This is a genomic window from Pseudomonas sp. D4002 (assembly GCF_013385665.1).
Classification (GTDB): domain Bacteria; phylum Pseudomonadota; class Gammaproteobacteria; order Pseudomonadales; family Pseudomonadaceae; genus Aquipseudomonas.
This window is the reverse complement of sequence record NZ_JACAPN010000023.1, coordinates 32,942-54,361: the sequence shown is the minus strand read 5'-3', so window position 1 is coordinate 54,361 and position 21,420 is coordinate 32,942. Positions and strand designations below refer to the sequence as shown.

The 21,420-nt window shown below is 61.4% G+C and carries 16 protein-coding genes; 9 read left to right on the top strand and 7 right to left on the bottom strand.

Annotated features, from left to right (window positions below):
• Positions 1–626: 626 nt before the first annotated feature.
• From HX824_RS17205 to HX824_RS17195, 3 genes are all read right to left on the bottom strand, one after another.
• Positions 627–1,526 carry a hydroxymethylglutaryl-CoA lyase gene (locus tag HX824_RS17205; protein ID WP_003211808.1) on the bottom strand — a complete coding sequence of 300 codons (900 nt, stop codon included), beginning with the start codon at positions 1,524–1,526 and terminating at the stop codon, positions 627–629.
• Between the two features lie 12 nt (positions 1,527–1,538).
• Entirely contained in the window at positions 1,539–1,937 is a 399-nt protein-coding gene (locus tag HX824_RS17200; protein ID WP_003211806.1) for a MerR family DNA-binding transcriptional regulator, read from the bottom strand.
• Between the two features lie 67 nt (positions 1,938–2,004).
• Positions 2,005–2,934 (bottom strand): LysR family transcriptional regulator, encoded by a 930-nt coding sequence (locus tag HX824_RS17195; RefSeq protein ID WP_003211805.1) that lies wholly within the window; start codon positions 2,932–2,934, stop codon positions 2,005–2,007.
• A 150-nt stretch (positions 2,935–3,084) separates the two neighbouring features.
• On the opposite strand from HX824_RS17195, the gene HX824_RS17190 reads away from it, so the two are divergent.
• Complete coding sequence (locus tag HX824_RS17190; protein ID WP_003211803.1) at positions 3,085–4,314, top strand: acyl-CoA dehydrogenase; 1,230 nt, start codon at positions 3,085–3,087, stop codon at positions 4,312–4,314.
• Positions 4,315–4,453: 139 nt separating this feature from the next.
• On the opposite strand, the gene HX824_RS17185 is transcribed toward HX824_RS17190, so the two are convergent.
• Positions 4,454–5,794: a substrate-binding domain-containing protein gene (locus HX824_RS17185; RefSeq protein ID WP_177054862.1), complete on the bottom strand. Its 1,341-nt coding sequence runs from the start codon at positions 5,792–5,794 to the stop codon at positions 4,454–4,456.
• Positions 5,795–5,995: 201 nt separating this feature from the next.
• Positions 5,996–6,808 carry an exodeoxyribonuclease III gene (gene xthA / locus HX824_RS17180; RefSeq protein ID WP_102369515.1) on the bottom strand — a complete coding sequence of 271 codons (813 nt, stop codon included), beginning with the start codon at positions 6,806–6,808 and terminating at the stop codon, positions 5,996–5,998.
• Positions 6,809–7,011: 203 nt separating this feature from the next.
• Here xthA and HX824_RS17175 point away from each other — a divergent pair, with 203 nt between their 5' ends.
• The 7 genes from HX824_RS17175 to HX824_RS17145 all read left to right on the top strand — a co-directional run bounded on the left by HX824_RS17175 (position 7,012) and on the right by HX824_RS17145 (position 18,046).
• The gene (locus HX824_RS17175; protein WP_003211798.1) at positions 7,012–7,662 is read left to right on the top strand and encodes an N-acetyltransferase; all 651 of its coding nucleotides are present in this window, start codon (positions 7,012–7,014) and stop codon (positions 7,660–7,662) included.
• Between the two features lie 64 nt (positions 7,663–7,726).
• A complete protein-coding gene (locus tag HX824_RS17170; RefSeq protein ID WP_177054861.1) occupies positions 7,727–9,454 on the top strand; it encodes an autotransporter assembly complex family protein in 1,728 nt (575 codons plus the stop codon).
• Positions 9,454–13,137 (top strand): translocation/assembly module TamB domain-containing protein, encoded by a 3,684-nt coding sequence (locus HX824_RS17165; protein ID WP_177054860.1) that lies wholly within the window; start codon positions 9,454–9,456, stop codon positions 13,135–13,137. The genes HX824_RS17170 and HX824_RS17165 overlap by 1 nt, the downstream gene beginning before the upstream one ends.
• A 145-nt stretch (positions 13,138–13,282) precedes the next feature.
• Positions 13,283–13,756: a MarR family winged helix-turn-helix transcriptional regulator gene (locus tag HX824_RS17160; protein ID WP_003211792.1), complete on the top strand. Its 474-nt coding sequence runs from the start codon at positions 13,283–13,285 to the stop codon at positions 13,754–13,756.
• The gene (locus tag HX824_RS17155) at positions 13,753–15,216 is read left to right on the top strand and encodes an efflux transporter outer membrane subunit (protein ID WP_102605511.1); all 1,464 of its coding nucleotides are present in this window, start codon (positions 13,753–13,755) and stop codon (positions 15,214–15,216) included. Before HX824_RS17160 ends, HX824_RS17155 begins: the two co-directional genes overlap by 4 nt.
• A 15-nt stretch (positions 15,217–15,231) precedes the next feature.
• Positions 15,232–16,449, top strand: coding sequence for an efflux RND transporter periplasmic adaptor subunit (locus tag HX824_RS17150; protein WP_003211788.1), 1,218 nt, complete (start codon positions 15,232–15,234; stop codon positions 16,447–16,449).
• Between the two features lie 64 nt (positions 16,450–16,513).
• Positions 16,514–18,046, top strand: a complete 1,533-nt coding sequence (locus HX824_RS17145) for a DHA2 family efflux MFS transporter permease subunit (protein ID WP_003211786.1) — start codon at positions 16,514–16,516, stop codon at positions 18,044–18,046.
• 168 nt (positions 18,047–18,214) lie between these two features.
• Here the strand turns inward: HX824_RS17145 and lpxH are convergent, their stop codons facing one another.
• Both lpxH and HX824_RS17135 read right to left on the bottom strand, forming a co-directional pair.
• Positions 18,215–18,964: a UDP-2,3-diacylglucosamine diphosphatase gene (gene lpxH, locus HX824_RS17140; protein WP_177054859.1), complete on the bottom strand. Its 750-nt coding sequence runs from the start codon at positions 18,962–18,964 to the stop codon at positions 18,215–18,217.
• A complete protein-coding gene (locus HX824_RS17135; RefSeq protein ID WP_003211783.1) occupies positions 18,961–19,464 on the bottom strand; it encodes a peptidylprolyl isomerase in 504 nt (167 codons plus the stop codon). Before HX824_RS17135 ends, lpxH begins: the two co-directional genes overlap by 4 nt.
• Before the next feature lie 246 nt (positions 19,465–19,710).
• On the opposite strand from HX824_RS17135, the gene HX824_RS17130 reads away from it, so the two are divergent.
• The gene (locus HX824_RS17130) at positions 19,711–21,411 is read left to right on the top strand and encodes a glutamine--tRNA ligase/YqeY domain fusion protein (RefSeq protein ID WP_177054858.1); all 1,701 of its coding nucleotides are present in this window, start codon (positions 19,711–19,713) and stop codon (positions 21,409–21,411) included.
• Positions 21,412–21,420: the final 9 nt, after the last annotated feature.

Sequence of the window (21,420 nt, the reverse complement as noted above, 5' to 3'; positions counted from 1 at the left end):
GCTGTTCAAAAGTGAGCCGCTGTAAGAGCGGAACCAATCTCAGCCATCACCCAAAAAACGGATATACACGCAAATCACCTTCCCCGAGAAAGCACAAAGGGGACCCGAAGGTCCCCTTTAATTTGTCGTTGCGTGCTCTTTTTTTATTATTGAGGGGCGGTCTATTGTTGTTTTTGGCAACCGTGGCCCTTTACCGCTGTTTTTGGCGACCCCCATCCGGGGTCAAGAGCAAACGTATTTTTTTGAGCGCTGATCTGCTTCTTCGCACGCGATCCAACCAGTGGGTAGCTACCTTGAGGTAGTTTTTTGTTCTTCTCTATCCGGTTGCGGGTTTCGGCAAGCCGTACCCTGCGAAGCACATCTTCTCCAAAAAAATCTGTTAGCTGCGTCTCTGCCGTGTTGTTTTTGTTATGTCAGAGTCGTTACGTCTTATTTTTATTAGGTTTGGTGCTTTTTATTCTTGTTATGCAATAGAGATAGCAGAAGCCGTGCCAACTTTATAAAGTCCTTTAAAATCAATGCCTTGATTTTTTGGCGAGAAATTTCCTTCAGGAAATGCGACAAAATATGTTCCCGTGTTACCCGATGTGTAGCCGCGAGGTAACACATCGTCACAAGCGCACTACTCAACCGGCGCTGCGAGCCTTCGCCACGCGCGAACCGGTGGGGCGGCCGAGTACCGTACAAATCTGCTGACCCGCCAGAATCAGCTTGTCCATGTCGATACCCGTCTCGATGCCCAAGCCATTGAGCAGGTACAACACATCTTCAGTGGCAACGTTACCGCTGGCCCCTTTGGCATAGGGGCACCCGCCGAGGCCCGCAATAGAGCTGTCGAACACCTGGATACCTTCCTCAAGGCTGGCGTAGATATTGGCGATGGCCTGGCCATAGGTGTCATGGAAGTGCCCGGCCAGCTTGTCCCGTGGCACCTGCGCGCCGACCACCTCGAACATCCGGCGTGTTGCGCCTGCAGTGCCGGTGCCAATCGTGTCGCCCAGGGACACCTCATAGCAGCCCATGGCGAACAGCTCGCGAGCGACTGCCGCGACCTGTTCCGGCGCGACCTGACCTTCATAAGGGCAACCCAACACACACGACACATAACCCCGCACACTCACACCGTGCTGCCTGGCCGCGTCCATGATCGGCACGAAGCGTTCCAGGCTTTCGCTGATGGAGCAGTTGATATTGCGCTGGGAAAACGCCTCGGAAGCCGCCGCAAATACGGCCACTTCTTTTACGCCCGCCGCCAGTGCATCTTCAAAACCCCGCAGGTTTGGCGCCAGCGCGCCATAGGTCACGCCCGGCTTGCGCTGGATCTGCGCAAACACCTCGGCCGACCCGGCCATCTGCGGTACCCATTTGGGCGACACAAAACTGCCGACTTCGATGTAACCCAGGCCGGCGGCACTCAGGGCGTCCACCAATTGCACCTTGTCGGCGACGCTGATGGGTTGCGCTTCATTCTGCAGGCCGTCGCGGGGGCCCACTTCCACCAGGCGCACATGAGAGGGGAGGGACATGGCAGCTACCTTTTATGAATGGCCAACCTGGCCCTGAATGGTCTGTTCCAGCGCCTGGGTGCAACGCTCTTCGGCGGTGTCCAGTTCGAGCTTCATCTGTTCGATGTCGAGCAACTGTTGTTCCAGCTGCTCGCGGCGCTCGGCGATTTTCGCCAGCATGCTGTGCAGCTGTTTCTGGTTGCCGCTGGTAGGGTCGTAGAGTTCGATCAGTTCCCGGCACTCGGCCAGGGAAAAACCGATGCGCTTGCCCCGCAGGATCAGCTTCAGGCTGACCTTGTCGCGGGGCGAATAAATGCGCTCCTGGCCCCGGCGTTCCGGGGACAGCAGGCCTTGTTCTTCATAGAAGCGAATGGCGCGGGTGGTGATGTCGAGCTCGCGGGCGAGGTCGGAGATGCTGTAGGTCGTGCTCATGAGGGCGCTCAAGGAGTGTCTTGAGCGTTAAGCTAATGGCTGGTTGACGTTAACGTCAAGCTCGCTCCTACAGTTTGTCCAGCTTCTTCTCATGGGCCGTCACCTGCTGGCACAACTCGATCATCTGCTCGCGCATCCAGCGGTTGGCCGGATCCTGGTCGGTGCTTTCATGCCAGTACAGATGGGTTTCCACCATCGGCACATCATTCACCGGCAGGTTGAACCAGTGCAGTTCATGGCGCCGTGCAAAGCGCTCCGGCACGGTCATTACCATGTCGGTTTGCTGCAGCACCTGCGAGGCCATCAGGTAGTGCTGGGAGCGCAGGGCGATCTTGCGTTGCAGGCCCATCTTGCCCAGCGCCAGGTCGACATGGCCCAGGCCGTTGCGCCGGCTGGAGATATGAATGTGGGTCAGCGACAGGTAGTCATCCAGCGTCAGTTTGTCCTTGCCCGCCATCGGATGGCCCTTGCGCATGGCGCACACGTAGCGGTCTTCCATGAGCTTGACGTGGCGCACTTGCGGGTCGGTGTTGAGCGGCGCATCCACGGCAAAGTCCAGGCGACCGGCCGCCAGTTCCTTGGTGGTTTCCCGGCGCTTGGACAGGAAGCTCTCGATTACCACCGTCGGTGCCAGGCGGCGCAAGCGCTGGAACAGCGGCGGCAGAATCACCGCTTCGGTGAGGTCGGTCATGCTGATGCGGTAGGTCTTGGCCGCCTGTTGCGGGTTGAAGATCCGGCTTTCCTGTACCGACACCCGCAGCAGCGACAGCGCGTTACGCACCGGGCCAATGATGTTCTGGGCCATGGGCGTGGGCACCATGCCTTGGGCTGTGCGCACGAACAGCGGGTCGTTGAAGGTCTCCCGCAGGCGGGCCAGAGCGTTCGACACCGCAGGTTGAGTAATCCCGACAATCTGCCCGGCGCGGGTCAGGTTGGCTTCGGTGTAGATCGCGTCAAAGACGATGAAGAGGTTGAGGTCGACCTTGCTCAGATTCATTTCGCTGCGCTCTTATTGTTAGGTGTCCATACGCCGATCATATATCGGTGATGAATGTTAATACACGCCGAGAATAGGCTAGGTAAATTATCAACGCTGTTCTAGCATCGATTCATGACCTCAACAACCTCCATTGAGAAGGTGCTGCCCATGGATTTCGCCTATTCGCCCAAGGTTCAGGAACTGCGTGAACGCGTCACCGCGTTCATGGACGCCTACGTTTATCCGGCCGAGCCTGTGTTCGAACGCCAGGTTGCCGAAGGTGACCGCTGGCAGCCCACCGCCATCATGGAAGAGTTGAAGCTCAAGGCTAAAGCCGAAGGCCTGTGGAACCTGTTCCTGCCGGAATCCGAATTGGGCGCCGGCCTCACCAACCTGGAATACGCACCCCTGGCCGAAATCATGGGCCGCTCCTTGCTGGGGCCGGAGCCGTTCAACTGCTCGGCACCGGATACCGGCAACATGGAAGTGCTGGTGCGCTACGCCAACGAAGAGCAAAAACAGCGCTGGCTCGAACCGCTGCTGCGCGGCGAAATCCGCTCGGCATTTGCCATGACCGAGCCGGACGTGGCTTCCTCCGATGCCACCAACATGGCCGCCCGTGCAGAGCGCGACGGCGACGAGTGGGTGATCAACGGTAAAAAATGGTGGACCTCCGGCGCCTGTGACCCGCGCTGCAAGATCCTGATCTTCATGGGCCTGAGCAACCCGGATGCGCCGCGTCACCAGCAGCACTCGATGATCCTGGTACCAGTGGATGCGCCCGGTGTGAAGATCGTGCGCCCGCTGCCGGTGTTCGGCTACGACGACGCACCCCATGGCCACGCCGAAGTGCTGTTTGAAAACGTCCGCGTGCCGTACGAAAACGTCCTGCTGGGCGAAGGCCGGGGCTTTGAAATTGCCCAGGGGCGCCTTGGTCCGGGCCGTATTCACCACTGCATGCGTTCCATCGGCATGGCCGAGCGCGCGCTGGAACTGATGTGCAAGCGTTCCGTCAGCCGTACCGCCTTCGGCAAGCCGCTGGCCCGCCTGGGTGGCAATATCGACAAGATCGCCGACTCGCGGATGGAAATCGACATGGCGCGCCTGCTGACCCTGAAAGCTGCCTACATGATGGACACCGTGGGCAACAAGGTCGCGAAAAGCGAAATCGCCCAGATCAAGGTGGTGGCGCCGAACGTGGCGTTGAGGGTGATCGATCGCGCCATCCAGATCCACGGTGGCGCCGGCGTATCCAATGACTTCCCGCTGGCCTATATGTACGCCATGCAGCGCACCCTGCGCCTGGCCGATGGCCCGGACGAAGTGCACCGCGCAGCAATCGGCAAGTTCGAGATCGGCAAGTATGTGCCGCGGGAAATGATGCGCAGCGGGCAGTAAAACCGAGGTGTCTTCATCGCAGGCAAGCCAGCTCCCACAGGGGAATGCAGCCAACTGTGGGAGCCGGGCTTGCCGCGATGAGGCCAGTTGATCGTTCCCACGCTCTGCGTGGGAATGCTGCCCCGGACGCTCCGCGTCCTCAATACACCCAGACCTCCACCCGCCGGTTCTTGATCCGTCCCTCATCTGCCGTATTTGCCGCCACCGGCATCTCGGCACCGAACCCCTGAATGTCCCTCAGCACCACGCCGCTTTTAACCAGTTCCCGGCGCACCGCCATCGCCCGCAACTTCGACAATAGCGCCGCCCGTTGCGCATCACTCTTGGCATCCCCAAACCCCACCAGCGTCACCTGCTTGTCCAGCTTGGCGTGGCTCTTTATATAAGCCACTACCCGCATCAGGTCCTGGCGCGCCTTGTTGTCGAGGCTGGCACTGCCTTCCTCAAACCGGAAATTCACCGTCAGGCGCTGCGCTTGTCGGGCAATCGCCTGGTAATCCCCGGGCATCGGCGCCCGTGGTTCCACCGCCATGGCCTGCACCTGCTGTGCGATAAAACCGTTGGCGGCGACGATCGCCTGGCCCTTGCTGCTTTGTGCAAAGTCCACCAGGGCCTTGGCCCAGGGGTTTTGTGCAACAGGTGGCAGGTAGAAGAACAACCGGCGTGACAGTGGGTAGTCCTCGGTGGCGATCAAACTGTTCAGCGGCAGCATCGGCTGCGAGTCGCCATCGACGATGGCCACCGCCTTGGCCTGGCGTACATAGGGCAATCCGATAAAACCGATGCCCTGGGGGTCATGGCTGACAGCATCCGACAACTGCTCGCTGGATTCGAAGCGCTTGGCGCTGCCATCCAACGACTTGCCGCGCCGGCTGAGCACCAGTTCCTTGAAGGTGTCATAGGTGCCGGATTGATCATCCCGCGCGTACAGGTGAATCTGGCCACCGATGCCGCCCAGTTGTTCCCAGGTCGAGACTTCGCCGCTGAAGATCTGCGCCAGTTGCGCGGTGTTCAGCGTCCCCAACGGGTTGCGTGGGTTGAGGATGATCGCCAGCCCGTCAATGGCGATGACCTGTTCGGCGTCGGGGCTTTTCAGGTCGCCGAGGGCTTCGAGGTCCACCAGTTCGCTGTCCTTGATCGGCCGGGAAGACGCCGCGAGGTCGGCGTTGGCGTTTTTCAGGGCTGCGAACCCGGTGCTGGAACCATGGGCCGCCACTTCCACCGTCACCTTCTGGCCCTGGCGAGTCTTGCCGACGATGTGCTGTTCGTTGGCCTGGTCAGATGGCTCGCTGTGCACCGCTTGCAACCCCTGTTGCTCCATCAGCCCCTTGACCAGCGCCGGGCCAAGTGCCGCGCCGATGGTATTGGAACCCTGGATGCGCAAGGCCGGGCCATGTTCGGGGAAGGGCAGAGGGGTGGAAAAAGCGGCGAAGGGAAATGCGCTGAGCAGGGCCAGCAGGGATAGAACGCGCAGCATCATGCCGGCACCTTCTCAAGCCAAAGGGAGTGCCGCAAGATTAAGTCAGAGAGGTTTCAGCAATATGACCGGCATCACGCCGTCAAAAAGTGTGGGAGCGGGCTTGCTCGCGAATACGGTGTGTCAGTCGACGTATCCGGTGACTGACACACCGTATTCGCGAGCAAGCCCGCTCCCACATTTAACGGCGCTGCTGTTAAGAAATCAGCTCAATTCCAGCCAGATCGGTGCATGATCGGAGGGTTTTTCCATGCCGCGCAGGTCGTAGTCCACACCGGCATCCTTTACCCGGGGCAACAAGCCCTGGGAAGCCAGGATCACGTCGATTCGCAGCCCGCGCTTTGGCTCGTCTTCAAAACCACGGCTGCGGTAATCGAACCAGCTGAAGCGGTCTGCCACATCCGGGTTGAGGTGGCGGAAGCTGTCCACCAGGCCCCAGTTCTTCAGGCGGGCCATCCACTCGCGTTCTTCCGGCAGGAAGCTGCACTTGCCGGTCTTCAGCCAGCGCTTGGCGTTGTCGGCACCGATGCCGATGTCGCAGTCTTCCGGGGAAATATTCACATCCCCCATTACCACCACGGCCTGTTCATTGCTGAACTGCGACTCCAGGAGGGTTTGCAGGTCCTCGTAGAAGCGCTGCTTGGCCGGGAACTTGGTGGGGTGGTCGCGGCTTTCGCCCTGTGGGAAATAGCCGTTCATGATGGTAATCGGGTTGCCGTTGGCGTCGGCGAAGGTGCCCCAGATAAACCGACGCTGGGCGTCTTCTTCGTCACTGGCAAAGCCTTTGTGCAGCGCCAGCGGTTCCTGGCGCGAGAGCAGGGCAACACCGTAGTGGCCTTTCTGCCCGTGGTAATACACGTGATAGCCGAGGGCCTTGATCTCATCCAGCGGGAACTGGTCGTCGTGGACCTTGGTTTCCTGCAGGCCGATCACGTCCGGCTGGTGTTTCTCGATCAGTGCCGCCAGCTGATGAGGGCGGGCGCGCAGCCCGTTGATATTGAAAGACACGATTTTCATGGTCGGCGGTCCAGTCTGGCAAAAGGGCGATGCTAGCCGACAATGCAGGACGGGAGCCAGCCTTGTAGCAGCTGCCGAGGCACAAGGCTGCGTTGGGCTACGAAGCGGCGTCCGGTGGCTACACTGAACGAAACAGTGCCGCAGACGTTCGTAATAACAAGAGCGCGACCTTTTGAGTCAGCGCCCAGGGGAGATTCACTGTTATGCCTGACACCTCGACTGCCATCGCCCAGATCCACATGCTCGACAGCGGCTACTCCCGCGAAGCCCGTTCGCTGTTGTACCAGGCCTATCGCCATGAGCCGACGTTCGCCTACATCTTCGAAGCCGAACGTCCCGGTTACGAACAGCGGGTGCGCGCCACGGTGCGTGAGCTGGTCAAACAGCACTTCTTCCAGAAACTCCCGGCGATTGGCCTGTTGGTCAACGACCGGCTGATTGGCATCGCCCTGATCGCGCCACCGACCCGCCGCCTGGGCATCACCGAAAGCTGGGCCTGGCAGTTGCGCATGTGGCTGAGTACCGGTGTGCGCGGTACCCGGCGTTACCTGGAATACCATCAGGCAGTGCTGGCGTGCCTGCCCTCGGATTCGGTGCATGTGCTGCCGTTGCTGGGGATTCACCCGCAATTCCAGGGCAAGCACTACGGTGAGCAACTGCTGGAAGCGGTGCACAACTGGTGCGCCGAAGACCCGCATTCCTCAGGCGTGGTGCTGGACACGGGGAATTCTCGCTATCTGGAATTCTATAAGCGCCAGGGCTATGAAGAGATCGGCGAGGTCGCTGTAGGACCGGTACTGGAACACGTGTTCTTTCACGCAAATCCGCAGGTGTTACAGGCTGCAACGGTTTAAGACAGAATTATTCAGACAAATCCGGGTTCTAACTCGCTCCCAAGCTCGTGTAGCATCCCGGCCTATGAAGTTTCCAGGAAGATTTACCAGCGGCTTGATTCTGCTGTTCACGAGCTGCGGCGCCTTGGCGCAAAGCGAATTGGATGTGCGCATCAAGCCTTCAAACGACGCGTTGAAAGCCAACATCGAAGGCTATATCGGCGGGGTCGGCGATCGTGACGAAGAAGCCCTGCTGCGGTTCAGCCGTGGCGCCGAGGAGCAGGCCCGCAAGGCCGCCCAGGCGCTGGGCTACTACCAACCGCAGATTGCCAGCGATGTGAAGGGCGGCAAGAACCCGCGCCTGATCCTCACCATCGACCCCGGCGAACCGGTGCATTTGCGCAATGTGACCATTCGGGTCGACGGCCAGGCCGCCGACCTCAAGGCCTTTCGCGTGCCCGCCAGCGACCAACTCAAATCCGGCGCCGTGCTCAACCACGGCAACTACGAAGACGCCAAGCGCGTCATCCAGAACCAGGCGTCACGCTACGGCTTTTTCAGCGGGCGCTTTACCAGTCAGAAACTCTCGGTCGACCCCAAGGCGGGTGTGGCCGATATCGAACTGATTTATGACAGTGGCCCACGCTACACCTTGGGCAAGGTCAGCTTTGCCGGCGATACGCCGTTTGATGAAGACCTGCTGCAACGCATGGTGCCGTTCAAGAGCGGCGCGCCTTACGACTCCGAACTGATCGCCGAACTCAACCAGAACCTGCAATCCAGCGGCTTTTTCGAAGGCGTGCGCGTGGACGCCGCTCCGGCGGCCTCGACCAATGACGTGATCCCGGTGGCCGTGCAACTTGAAACCCGCAAGCCGCGCACCATGGGCCTGGGCCTCGGTTACTCGACCGACGTCGGCCCGCGGGGCAAGGCCAACTGGACGCGCCACTGGGTCAACCCCCAGGGCCACAGTTATGGCTGGGAAGCCGAGCTTTCCGCGCCTCGGCAGAACGTCGGGTTGTGGTACGACATTCCCATGGACCCGCCACTGACCGACAAACTTCGCTTTGCCGGCGGTTACCAGAATGAAGAAATCGCCAACACCGACACCCTGAGTAAACTGCTCACCCTCGGCCCCGAGTGGCACAGCAAGTTGCCCAGCGGCTGGACGCGGGTGATCTCGCTCAAATGGCAGCGCGAAGAGTATCGCCTGGGCAACGACTCGGGCCTGAGTACGCTGCTGATGCCGGGCATCAGTTATTCCTACCTGCGCAGCGACAACCGCATCGACCCGCACAATGGCTATCGCCTGCTGTTCGACGCCAAGGTCGCCAAGGAAGGCCTGGGTTCCGACACCAACCTGCTTTACGGCACGGCGACCATCAAGGGCTTGACCACCCTGTGGGACAACCACCGTTTCCTGGCCCGGGCGCAGTTTGGCGGCAGTGCCACCAACGGCTACAAATCCGTGCCGCCGTCGTTGCGCTTTTTTGCCGGTGGCGACCAGAGCGTACGGGGTTACGAGTACCAGACCCTGTCCCCGGAAAACGATCGTGGCGACCGCATCGGCGGCCGCTACATGCTGGCCCTGAGCGCCGAGTACCAATATTCCATCGCCGAAAAATGGCGGATCGCGACCTTTATCGACCAAGGCAACTCGTTCAACACCCTGGAAATGCCAAGCCTGAAAACCGGTGTGGGTGTGGGTGTGCGCTGGGTGTCGCCGGTTGGCCCGATCCGCCTCGACCTGGCCCATGCCCTCGAAGATCCGGGCGGCATTCGTTTGCACTTTTCCATGGGGCCTGAGCTGTGATGCGTGGTTTGAAAATAGCGGGGCTGGCCATTCTGGCGGTCCTCGCGGTGATAGTGCTGGCACTGGGGACGGTGCTGGGTACCCAAGCCGGCAGCCGGTGGGTGCTGGGCCAGGTGCCGGGTTTGACCGTGGAGAATTTCCAGGGTCGCCTGGGCGGGCAGTGGAGTGCCGACCATCTGTTATGGCAGCAGGACAGCAGCCGCGTGGAGCTTCAGTCGCCAAAGTTCGACTGGTCGCCGGCCTGTTTGATGCGCATGACCTTGTGCATCAACCAACTGGATGTGGAGCAGGTGAGCCTGCAATTTCCACCCGGCACCGAAGAAAGCAGCGGCCCGATTACCCTGCCGGACCTGAAACTGCCGGTCGCCCTTCAGTTGGGTGACATCCGCGTTGGCAGCCTGCTGTTCAATGGCAGCGAAGAGCTCCAGGGCCTGCAGCTGGCGGCGCACTGGACTGCCGCCGGGATGCAGATCGATTCGGTGCACCTGCAACGGGACGGTTTGGTCCTTGACCTGTCCGGCCTGCTGCAACCCACCGGCAATTGGCCGCTGGCCGCCAGCGGCAACCTGAGCCTGCCTTACGCGCCGGGCGGTGCGCCCTGGACGCTGGCGCTGAAGGTCGATGGCGATTTGCTCAAGACCCTCAAGCTCGACGCCGACAGCAGCGGCTACCTGCCGGCCAAGCTCAGCGGCGAATTGCAACCGCTGGTGGAAAACCTGCCGGCGCAGTTGCACATCACCGCCGACGGCTTCAAACCCAGCGCCGATTTGCCCGATACCCTGCAACTCAATCAGCTGGACCTGACCGCCAAGGGCGACCTGAGCAACGGTTACCAGTTGCTGGGCAAAGCCGTACTGCCCGCGGAAAAAGGCCCGGTGGACCTGCTGCTGCAAGGCAAGGTCGACGCCAAGGGCGCGCAGATCGCCGGGCTGGATTTGAATGCCGGTGACAAGCAAAGCCTCAAGCTCAGTGCCAATCTGGACTGGCAGCAAGGCTTCAGCGCCGACGCAAAAATCGACTGGCTGGATTTCCCGTGGCATCGCCTGTACCCGGTGATCGACGAACCCCAGGTGGCCTTGCGTACCTTCAATGGTGAAGTTTCCTACAAGGACGGCAACTACCTGGGCAACTTCAAGGCCGACCTCGACGGCCCTGCGGGCAAGTTCAGCCTGGCCAGCCCGTTCAGTGGCGACCTCAAGCAAGTGTTCCTCCCCGAGTTGAAACTCGCGGCTGGTCAGGGCAAGGCCGAAGGCCACCTGAACCTGCAATTTGCCGATGGCATCGCCTGGGACACGGCGCTGGACCTGTCGGCGATCAACCCGGCGTATTGGGTCGCGGAGTTGCCCGGCACCCTCGCGGGCCCGTTGCGCAGCAAGGGCGAAATGAAGAACGAGCAACTCAAGCTCAATGCCGACCTCGACCTCAAGGGCCGTCTGCGTGGCCAACCTGCCGTGCTCCAGGCCAAGGCCGAAGGCGCAGGCGAGCAATGGACCCTCGGCACCCTCGACATTCGCCTCGGCGACAACCGCATCTATGGCAGCGGCAGCCTGCAACAGCGCCTTGCCGGGCAGATCGACATCAAGCTGACGCGCCTCGCCCAGCTCTGGCCGCAACTGCGCGGGCAGATGAATGGTCGCCTCGACGTCGCCGGCACCCTGAAAGCGCCGCAAGGCAAGCTCAACCTGGTTGGCCAGCAACTGGCGTTTGAAGATAACCGCCTGCAAAACCTGACCCTGGACGCGAACCTGGATAATGCCCAGCGCGCCAAAGTCGACCTGAAAGGCAGTGGCATCCAGGCCGGTGAAACCCAGCTCGGCACCTTCAGTGCCAGCGCCCAGGGCGATATCAAAAGCCAGAAAGTCCAGCTCGACCTGGCCGGCCCGTTGCTCAAGCTGGCCCTGGCCCTGGACGGCAACCTCGACAAAGGCAACTGGCGCGGGCGCCTGGCCAGCGGCGATGTGCAAGCCGGTGGCCAGGACTGGAAGCTGCAAGCGCCGGCGAAGATCGAGCGCCTGGCCGATGGCAAGCTGAACTTTGCGGCGCACTGCTGGGTCTCCGGCCCGGCGAGCCTGTGCGGCGAAGACCAGCGCCTGATGCCCGAGCCGAAGCTGCGTTATCACCTCAAGCAGTTCCCAATCGACAGCCTGGCGCAGTGGTTGCCCAAGGATTTCGCCTGGCAGGGCAAGCTCAATGCCGACGTGCAGCTCGACCTGCCGGCCAGCGGCCCCAAAGGCGTGGTCTCGGTGGACGCCAGCGGCGGTACCCTGCGGGTCAAGGACAAGGACCAGTGGCTGGATTTCCCCTACGACACGCTGAAGCTGGAAACCACCCTCAACCCCACGCGCATCGACACCCAGCTCAATTTCCGTGGCGGCAAGCTCGGCGAGTTGCTGTTGCAGGCGCAGCTCAATCCGCTGGCAAAGAACAAGCCGATCACCGGCAACTTCACCCTGACCGGCCTCGACCTCGCGGTGGCCCGCCCCTTTGTACCCATGGTCGAGAAGCTCAACGGCAAGCTCAACGGTAACGGGCGAATTGGCGGCAGCCTGCTGGCGCCTCAGGTCAACGGCAGCATCAACCTGGTGGGGGGTGAAATCTCCGGCCCGGAACTGCCCACCAGCATTGAAGGCCTGAATATCCAGGCGTTGATTGCCGGCGAAAGCGTGCAGCTCAATGGCGGCTGGCGCAGCGGCAAGGCCGGGCAGGGCACTATCAAGGGGCAGATCGACTGGGGCCAGGCCCTGGCGGTGGATATCGCGCTGCAAGGCACGCAACTGCCGGTCACCGTGGAACCGTACGCGGCCCTGGAGGTGGCGCCCGACCTGAAGATCAGCATGAAGAACGACAAGCTGGCGATCTCCGGCAAGGTGCAGATTCCCAAGGGCGAGATCACCGTGCGGGAATTGCCCCCATCGACGGTCAAGGTCTCGGATGACACGGTGATCGTCGGCAGCCAGACCGAAGAGGGCAAGCCGCCGATGGCCATGGCGATGGACATCGATGTGGAGGTAGGCAAGGACAAGCTGAGCTTCGCCGGGTTTGGCCTTACCGCCAACCTGCAAGGCCATGTGCACATCGGCGACAACATGGACACCCGTGGTGAACTGTGGCTCAACGACGGCCGCTACCGGGCCTACGGCCAACGCCTGACTGTGCGCCGCGCGCGATTGTTGTTTGCCGGGCCGATTGACCAGCCGTTCCTGGATATCGAAGCGGTGCGGATCACCACCGAGCCGTCCCGGACCGTCACCGCCGGTATTCGTCTGAGCGGCAGTGCCGAGCAGCCGACTACGCAAATTTTCTCGGAGCCGGCCATGGCCCAAGAGGATGCATTGTCGTACCTGGTGTTGGGGCGTTCGCGCACCACCAACGGTGAGGACAACAACATGCTGGCCGAAGCGGCGCTGGGTCTTGGGTTGATGGGCAGTGCCGGGGTCACGTCGGACATCGCCAAGAACCTGGGCATCCAGGACTTTGAACTGGACACCCAGGGCAGTGGCAACAACACCGCCGTGGTGGCCAGCGGCAAGATCTCCGAGAAGCTCAGCCTGCGTTATGGCGTGGGGGTGTTCGAGCCGGCCAACACCATCGCCTTGCGCTATTTGCTGAGCAAGAAGGTGTACCTGGAAGTGGCCAGCGGCGTGGCCAGCTCCCTGGATATTTTCTACAAGCGCGATTTCTGATCCGTCCACGGTAATGGTGGGAGCCTGGCTCCCACCATTTATCCGCTAATTAGCAAGCAACCTAACTATTCGTTTGACATTCGCTGCCTAGGCAGTAACATCGTGTCACACATTCACTGCTTAGGCAGTTAATAGGCTGGTCACGATGAAGCACTTCACCCCCGAAAACTTCCACAACTGCCACCTCGGCCTGCTGCTGGGCCGGGCTGCGCTGCTCAAAGACAAGATCATCGACACCCACATGGAACCCCACGGCATCACGGCCGCGCAGTTCAAGGTGTTGATCATCATGGCCCAGTACGGCGTCGACACCCCGGCCGAGCTGTGCCGCAACCTGTCGTTGGACAGCGGCTCCATGACCCGCATGCTCGACCGCCTGGAACAAAAGGACCTGCTGGCGCGCAAGCGTTCCGAGCAGGACCGGCGCCAGGTGCAGTTGGTGCTGACCGCCGAAGGCCAGCGCGTGGCCGACATGCTGCCGCACATCGGTGCCCAGGCCTTGAACCAGTTGGCGGGCGCGCTGGAGCCGGGTGAATTGCAAACCCTGGAAAAAATCCTGAAGAAAATTCTGATAGCTGCGGGTGACCCCATCACCATTCAGCGGGTAGGTAGTGCATGAACAATCGCTCCTTGCGTGCCGGCCTCAGCCTTGTGCTGGTGGCCATGACTATGGCCGGTTGTGCCAATTTCAGCGGCTTGAACACAGAAGGCAAACGCCTCGAAGCCAATAACTTGCAAACCGGCAAATCCCTCAGCGGCGTGACCCTGTCCACCGCCGCCTGGCCCACCGCCGACTGGTGGAAAGGCCTTGGCGATCCACAGCTCGACGGCCTGATCCAGGAAGCCCTGCAGAACAGCCCCGACATGCAAGTGGCCAGCGCCCGCGCCCACCAGGCCGAAGCCGCTGCCTATGCCGCCGACGCCGAGCGCATGCCAACCCTGGATGCCAGCGCCGGTGTCAGCCGTTCGCGCCTGGCCAAGGACCAGGACCCGTTGGGCCAGGGCGATGCCTACGCCACCGTGCGTAACATCGGTGCCAGCTTCAATTACAATTTCGACCTGTGGGGTGGCCAGCGCGCCGCCTGGGAAGCCGCACTGGGCCAGGCCCGCGCGGCCGAAGTCGACCAACAGGCCGCGCGCCTGACCCTGGCGGCCAACGTCGCCAAGGCCTACAGCGACCTGGGCCAGGCCCATATCGTGCGTGACCTGGCCAATGATGACCTCAAGCGCACCCGGCAGATGCTCGACCTGGGCCAGCGTCGCCTGAACTCCGGGATCGACAGCCAGTACCAGTACCAGCAAACCGAAAGCCTGGAAGCCAGCTCCCAGTCGCAACTGATCGATGCGGAAAAACAACTGCAGAGCGCGAAGATCGCCCTCGCGGTGTTGCTCGGCAAAGGCCCGGACCGTGGCAGCGAACTGGTACGCCCCAACGTGCTCAAGCCGAGCGCGGTTGCGGTGCCTTCGGTGTTGCCTGCCGAGCTGGTGGGCCGTCGCCCGGACCTGATCGCCGCACGCTGGCGGGTGGAGGCGGCGAGCAAGAACATCGCGGCCAGCAAGACCCGTTTCTACCCCAACCTCAACCTGAGCGCGAGCGCCGGGGCCGAGTCGTTGCTGGGGGATGCGATGTTTGGTTCGGCCAGCCGCTTCTTCAGCATTGCGCCGACCGTCTCGCTGCCGATCTTCGACGGCGGCCGCCTGCGCGCCGACCTCGACGCTCGCGACGCCGACTACGACCTGGCCGTGGCCCAGTACAACAAAACCCTGGTGCAAGCCTTGGGCGATATCGGCAACACACTCTCGCAATTGCGCGAGACCGGCCGCCAGATCCAGGCCCAGCAACACGCCGCTGACATTGCCCAGCAGTCCTACGACACCGGCGTCCAGCGTTACAGCTCAGGTATCGGCAATTACCTGGACGTGCTCAGCATCGAACAGCAACTGCTCCAGGCCCAGCGTCAGTTGGCCACCCTGAATGCCGAGCAAATCGATCTTTCGATTCAACTGATGCAGGCCCTGGGCGGCGGTTTCCACGCCGATAACGTGGCCTCGACCACCCCAGCCACGCGCACTGAATAATTCAAGGTACTTGTCATGGCCACTGCCGAAACCAGCAACAACGCTCCTGAAACAAACAAGGCTGAACAACCCAACACCAGCAATCCGCGCAAACGCAAAGTCATGCTGTTTGTGCTGGCGCTCATCGTCATCCTCGGCGCCTTGGGCGTGTGGGGTTGGTACGAATTGTATGGTCGCTTCAGCGAAAGCACCGACGACGCCTACGTCAACGGCAACGTGGTGGAAATCACCCCGCTGGTGACCGGCACCGTGGTGAGCATCGGCGCTGACGACGGCGACCTGGTGCATGAAGGCCAGGTGCTGATCAACTTCGACCCCAACGACGCGGCCGTCGGCCTGCAAAGTGCCCAGGCCAACCTGGCCCGCACCGTGCGCCAGGTGCGTGGCTTGTACAGCAACGTCGATGGCATGAAAGCCCAGGTGCTGGCGCAACAAGCCAACGTGCAAAAGGCCCAGGACAACTACAACCGACGCAAGAACCTCGCTGCCGGCGGGGCGATTTCCCAGGAAGAACTGTCCCACGCCCGTGACGACCTGACCTCGGCGCAAAACGCCTTGGCCAACGTGCAGCAACAGTTCAAGACCAGCAGCGCCCTGGTGGATGACACGGTGATTTCGTCCCACCCGGACGTGCAGGCTGCCGCCGCACAGTTGCGCCAGGCTTACCTGACCAACGCCCGCAGCACCCTGATCGCACCGGTGACCGGCTATGTGGCCAAGCGTACCGTGCAATTGGGCCAGCGGGTCCAGCCGGGTACTGCACTGATGGCGGTGATCCCGCTGGATCAACTGTGGATCGACGCCAACTTCAAGGAAACCCAGCTGCGCAATATGCGTATCGGCCAGCCGGTGGATATCGAATCCGATATCTACGGCAGCGACGTGAAATTCAGTGGCACCGTCGACAGCCTCGGCGCGGGCACGGGCAGCGCGTTTGCCTTGCTGCCGGCGCAGAACGCCACCGGTAACTGGATCAAGATCGTGCAACGGGTGCCAGTGCGTATCCATGTGAACGCCGATGAGTTGGCCAAGCACCCGCTGCGCGTGGGCCTGTCTACCGTGGTCGACGTCGACCTGCACGACCAGAGCGGCCCGGTACTGGCCCAGCAGGCGCCGCAGAAGGCGTCGTTCACCACCAACGTTTACGACCGCCAGTTGGCCGAAGCCGACGCGATGATCACCCAATTGATCCATGACAACAGCGTCGCCGCTCCCAAGGCTGCCCAGCGCTGATTCGCCAATCCATCAGCTGCGGCCCCGGCGGCCGTAGCGCCAATCATGTTGCACAGGATTCGCGATGAGTAACGCTAACGCCTCCTTCACGCCGCCCAGCTTGCTGATGGCCACCATCGGCCTGTCCCTGGCGACCTTCATGCAGGTGCTCGACACCACCATCGCCAACGTGGCGTTGCCGACGATTTCCGGCAACCTCGGCGTGAGTTCGGAGCAGGGCACCTGGGTCATCACCTCGTTTGCCGTGAGCAACGCCATCGCGCTGCCGCTCACCGGCTGGCTGAGCCGTCGCTTCGGCGAGGTGAAGCTGTTTCTGTGGGCCACCATCCTGTTTGTGCTGGCCTCGTTTCTCTGCGGTATTTCCACCTCGATGCCCGAGCTGATCGGCTTTCGGGTATTGCAAGGCCTGGTTGCCGGCCCGTTGTACCCGATGACCCAGACGCTGCTGATCGCGGTCTATCCCCCCGCCAGGCGTGGCATGGCCCTGGCGTTGCTGGCGATGGTCACGGTGGTGGCGCCGATTGCCGGGCCGATCCTCGGCGGCTGGATTACCGACAGCTACAGCTGGCCGTGGATCTTCTTTATCAACGTACCCATCGGCATCTTTGCCGTGATGGTGGTGCGCTCGCAACTGAAGAAACGCCCGGTGGTCACCAGCTACCAGCCGATGGACTACGTCGGCTTGCTCAGCCTGATCGTCGGCGTCGGCGCCTTGCAGATCATCCTCGACAAGGGCAACGACCTGGACTGGTTCGAGTCGAATTTCATCATCATCGGCGCGGTGATCTCGGCTGTCGCCCTGGCGGTGTTCGTGATCTGGGAAATGACCGACGAGCACCCGGTGGTCAACCTGCGGCTGTTCGCCTATCGCAACTTTCGCATCGGCACGATTGTGTTGGTACTCGGGTACGCGGGTTTCTTCGGGATCAACCTGATCCTGCCGCAATGGCTGCAAACCCAGATGGGCTACACCGCCACCTGGGCGGGCCTGGCGGTGGCGCCGATCGGGATTCTGCCGGTGTTGATGTCGCCATTTGTGGGCAAGTACGCGCACAAGTTCGACCTGCGCTTGCTGGCTGGCCTGGCGTTCCTGGCGATTGGCTTGAGTTGCTTCATGCGTGCCGGGTTTACCAATGAAGTGGACTTCACCCACATCGCCCTGGTGCAGTTGTTCATGGGGATCGGCGTAGCGCTGTTTTTCATGCCGACCTTGAGCATCCTGATGTCCGACCTGCCGCCGGCGCAAATCGCCGACGGCGCTGGCCTGGCGACCTTCCTGCGGACCCTGGGCGGCAGCTTTGCGGCATCGTTGACCACCTGGATCTGGATTCGCCGGGCGGACCAGCACCATGCCTACATGAGCGAAAACATGACCACCTACGACTCGGCCACCCGGGACGCCTTGCAGGCGCTCGGCGGGGCAGGGCACAAGGCGTATGCGCAGTTGGACCAGATACTGACGAGCCAGGCGTACATGATGTCCACCGTGGATTACTTCACGTTGCTGGGGTGGATGTTCATGGCGTTGATCGTGATTGTATGGCTGGCGAAACCGCCGTTTGCAGCGAAGGCGGGGCCGGAGGCTTCTGGCCACTAAGCCTCAATCCATGAGCATTCCCACGCTCTGCGTGGGAATGCCGCTTTGATGATCGTTCCCACGCTCTGCGTGGGAACGCCGCTCTGGACGCTCTGCGTCCGCTTTTGAAGGTCGTGACGCAGAGCGTCACAGGATGCATTCCCGCGCAGAGCGTGGGAACGATCTGGGTCAAGCGCCGGGCAGTGCCAACTGCGGATTGACGAAGTCAAACGCCGCCAGTTGAAACCCTTGCTCATCCACCTGCAACGCCCACCCTTGCTTGTCCCAATCCCCCAGCACAATGCGCTTGGCCGCTTGCTCGCCAATCTGCAACTTGTGAATCGCCGGGCGGTGGGTGTGGCCATGCACCAGCGTACGCACGCCGAACTGCTGCATCACCTTCGGCACTTCCTCGGGCGTTACATCGACAATGTCGTTGGTCTTCATCCGCGTCTGCGCGCGGCTTTCACTGCGCAGCTTGCGCGCCAGCTTGTGCCGCGTGCGCAAGGGCAGGTGGCGCAGGATGAACAGCGTGATGGGGTTACGCAGGATGCGCCGCAGCTTCATATAGCCAAGGTCGCGGGTACACAGGCTGTCGCCGTGCATCAACAGCACGGGCTCGCCTGCGAGTTGCACCACACTCGGGTCCTTGAGCAAGGTTGCGCCTGCGGCTTTGCAGAACGCCTTGCCGATCAGGAAATCCCGGTTGCCATGCATGATGAAAATCTGGGTGCCGCTGTCGCTCAGCTCGCGCAGAGCCTGGCAAATCGAACGCTGGAAGGGCGTCATCCCATCGTCGCCAATCCAGGCTTCGAAGAAGTCCCCCAGAATGTACAACGCCTGGGCAGAACGGGCGCGGCCGTGCAGTAAATCCAGAAACGCCCGGGTTATGTCCGGGCGCTCCTCTTCCAGATGCAAATCTGAAATCAGCAATATCACTCAACGATCTCGGCTTTCTCGACGATAACGTCTTCTACCGGAACGTCCTGGTGACCTGCCTTGCCGGTGGTTTGCACACCCTTGATCTTGTCGACAACGTCCTGGCCTTCGGTGACTTTACCGAATACTGCGTAGCCCCAGCCCTGCACGTTCTTGCCGCTGTGGTTCAGGAAGGTGTTGTCGGCGACGTTGATGAAGAACTGCGCGGAGGCCGAATGCGGCTCCATGGTACGGGCCATGGCGACGGTGTACTTGTCGTTGGAAAGGCCGTTGTCCGCTTCGTTCTGGATGCTTGGACGCTTGTCTTTCTTTTCTTTCATGCCCGGCTCGAAACCGCCGCCCTGGACCATGAAGTTGCCGATGACACGGTGGAAAACAGTGTTTTCGTAGTGGCCGGCTTTAACGTACTCGATGAAGTTGGCGACGGTGATCGGCGCTTTCTCGGCGTTCAGCTCGATGACGATGTCACCGTGGTTGGTGGTCAGTTTGACTTGAGTCATGTTCACTACTCTTTCAAGGAATTCGTGGGTTTGGGCGTTTTGCGCCTTACCTGCTTGGCAAAAACGGCAGCCAAGGCGCGCAGTTTAGCGTGACCAGCGGGAATTTCGAGGTGGTTTTTTACCGCCCATGCAATAAATGCAGCAGTTTTTGGCCACGCTCTGTCAGGGCCTTGACAGCATCGGCTATGATAAGCCCTTTGTTTGTCGGCCTCACCCGGCCAAGTACTTCGTCTGTTCAAGGATCCTATGAGCAAGCCCACTGTCGACCCTACCTCGAATTCCAAGGCCGGACCTGCCGTCCCGGTCAATTTCCTGCGCCCGATCATCCAGGCGGACCTGGATTCGGGCAAGCACACGCAGATCGTCACCCGCTTCCCGCCTGAGCCCAACGGTTACCTGCACATCGGCCACGCCAAGTCGATCTGTGTGAACTTCGGCCTGGCCCAGGAGTTCGGTGGCGTCACGCACCTGCGTTTCGACGACACCAACCCGGCCAAGGAAGACCAGGAATACATCGACGCCATCGAGAGCGACATCAAGTGGCTGGGCTTCGAATGGTCCGGTGAAGTGCGCTATGCCTCCAAGTATTTCGACCAGTTGTTCGACTGGGCCGTCGAGTTGATCAAGGCCGGCAAGGCCTACGTAGACGACCTGACCCCGGAGCAAGCCAAGGAATACCGTGGCACCCTGACCGAGCCGGGCAAGAACAGCCCGTTCCGCGACCGTTCGGTGGAAGAGAACCTGGACTGGTTCAACCGCATGCGCGCCGGCGAGTTCCCGGACGGCGCCCGCGTACTGCGTGCCAAGATCGACATGGCCTCGCCGAACATGAACCTGCGCGACCCGATCATGTACCGCATCCGCCACGCCCATCACCACCAGACCGGTGACAAGTGGTGCATCTACCCGAACTACGACTTTACCCACGGTCAGTCGGACGCCATCGAAGGCATCACCCACTCCATCTGCACCCTGGAGTTCGAAAGCCACCGTCCTCTGTACGAATGGTTCCTCGACAGCCTGCCGGTACCGGCGCACCCGCGTCAGTACGAGTTCAGCCGCCTGAACCTGAACTACACCATCACCAGCAAGCGCAAGCTCAAGCAACTGGTCGATGAAAAGCACGTGTTTGGCTGGGACGACCCGCGCATGTCGACGCTGTCGGGCTTCCGCCGCCGAGGCTACACCCCGGCATCGATCCGCAATTTCTGCGAGATGGTCGGCACCAACCGCTCCGACGGCGTGGTCGATTACGGCATGCTCGAATTCAGCATCCGTCAGGACCTCGACGCGAACGCCCCGCGCGCCATGTGCGTGCTGCGTCCGTTGAAGGTGGTGATCACCAACTACCCGGAAGACCAGGTCGAAAACCTCGAACTGCCGCGTCATCCGCAGAAAGAAGAGCTCGGCGTGCGCAAGCTGCCGTTCGCCCGTGAAATCTACATCGACCGTGATGACTTCATGGAAGAGCCGCCAAAAGGCTACAAGCGCCTGGAGCCGAACGGCGAAGTGCGCCTGCGCGGCAGCTACGTGATCCGTGCCGACGAAGCGATCAAGGACGCCGATGGCAACATCGTCGAACTGCGTTGCTCCTACGACCCGGACACCCTGGGCAAGAACCCGGAAGGCCGCAAGGTCAAGGGTGTGGTGCACTGGGTGCCGGCGGCGGCCAGCGTCGAGTGCGAAGTGCGCCTGTACGATCGCCTGTTCCGCTCGCCGAATCCCGAGAAGGCCGAAGACAGCGCCAGTTTCCTGGACAACATCAACCCTGACTCGCTGCAAGTTCTCACGGGTTGTCGTGCCGAGCCATCGCTTGGCGACGCACAGCCGGAAGACCGTTTCCAGTTCGAGCGCGAAGGTTACTTCTGCGCGGATATCAAGGACTCGAAACCCGGTGCTCCGGTATTCAACCGTACCGTGACCTTGCGTGATTCGTGGGGCCAGTGATTCTGTTTT

Excerpts from the sequence above, each read along its gene's own strand:
- HX824_RS17205 (WP_003211808.1), bottom strand. The coding sequence starts at position 1,526 with ATGTCCCTCCCCTCTCATGTGCGCCTGGTGGAAGTGGGCCCCCGCGAC.
- HX824_RS17200 (WP_003211806.1), bottom strand. The coding sequence starts at position 1,937 with ATGAGCACGACCTACAGCATCTCCGACCTCGCCCGCGAGCTCGACATC.
- HX824_RS17195 (WP_003211805.1), bottom strand. The coding sequence starts at position 2,934 with ATGAATCTGAGCAAGGTCGACCTCAACCTCTTCATCGTCTTTGACGCG.
- HX824_RS17190 (WP_003211803.1), top strand. The coding sequence starts at position 3,085 with ATGGATTTCGCCTATTCGCCCAAGGTTCAGGAACTGCGTGAACGCGTC.
- HX824_RS17185 (WP_177054862.1), bottom strand. The coding sequence starts at position 5,794 with ATGATGCTGCGCGTTCTATCCCTGCTGGCCCTGCTCAGCGCATTTCCC.
- xthA (WP_102369515.1), bottom strand. The coding sequence starts at position 6,808 with ATGAAAATCGTGTCTTTCAATATCAACGGGCTGCGCGCCCGCCCTCAT.
- HX824_RS17175 (WP_003211798.1), top strand. The coding sequence starts at position 7,012 with ATGCCTGACACCTCGACTGCCATCGCCCAGATCCACATGCTCGACAGC.
- HX824_RS17170 (WP_177054861.1), top strand. The coding sequence starts at position 7,727 with ATGAAGTTTCCAGGAAGATTTACCAGCGGCTTGATTCTGCTGTTCACG.
- HX824_RS17165 (WP_177054860.1), top strand. The coding sequence starts at position 9,454 with ATGCGTGGTTTGAAAATAGCGGGGCTGGCCATTCTGGCGGTCCTCGCG.
- HX824_RS17160 (WP_003211792.1), top strand. The coding sequence starts at position 13,283 with ATGAAGCACTTCACCCCCGAAAACTTCCACAACTGCCACCTCGGCCTG.
- HX824_RS17155 (WP_102605511.1), top strand. The coding sequence starts at position 13,753 with ATGAACAATCGCTCCTTGCGTGCCGGCCTCAGCCTTGTGCTGGTGGCC.
- HX824_RS17150 (WP_003211788.1), top strand. The coding sequence starts at position 15,232 with ATGGCCACTGCCGAAACCAGCAACAACGCTCCTGAAACAAACAAGGCT.
- HX824_RS17145 (WP_003211786.1), top strand. The coding sequence starts at position 16,514 with ATGAGTAACGCTAACGCCTCCTTCACGCCGCCCAGCTTGCTGATGGCC.
- HX824_RS17135 (WP_003211783.1), bottom strand. The coding sequence starts at position 19,464 with ATGACTCAAGTCAAACTGACCACCAACCACGGTGACATCGTCATCGAG.
- HX824_RS17130 (WP_177054858.1), top strand. The coding sequence starts at position 19,711 with ATGAGCAAGCCCACTGTCGACCCTACCTCGAATTCCAAGGCCGGACCT.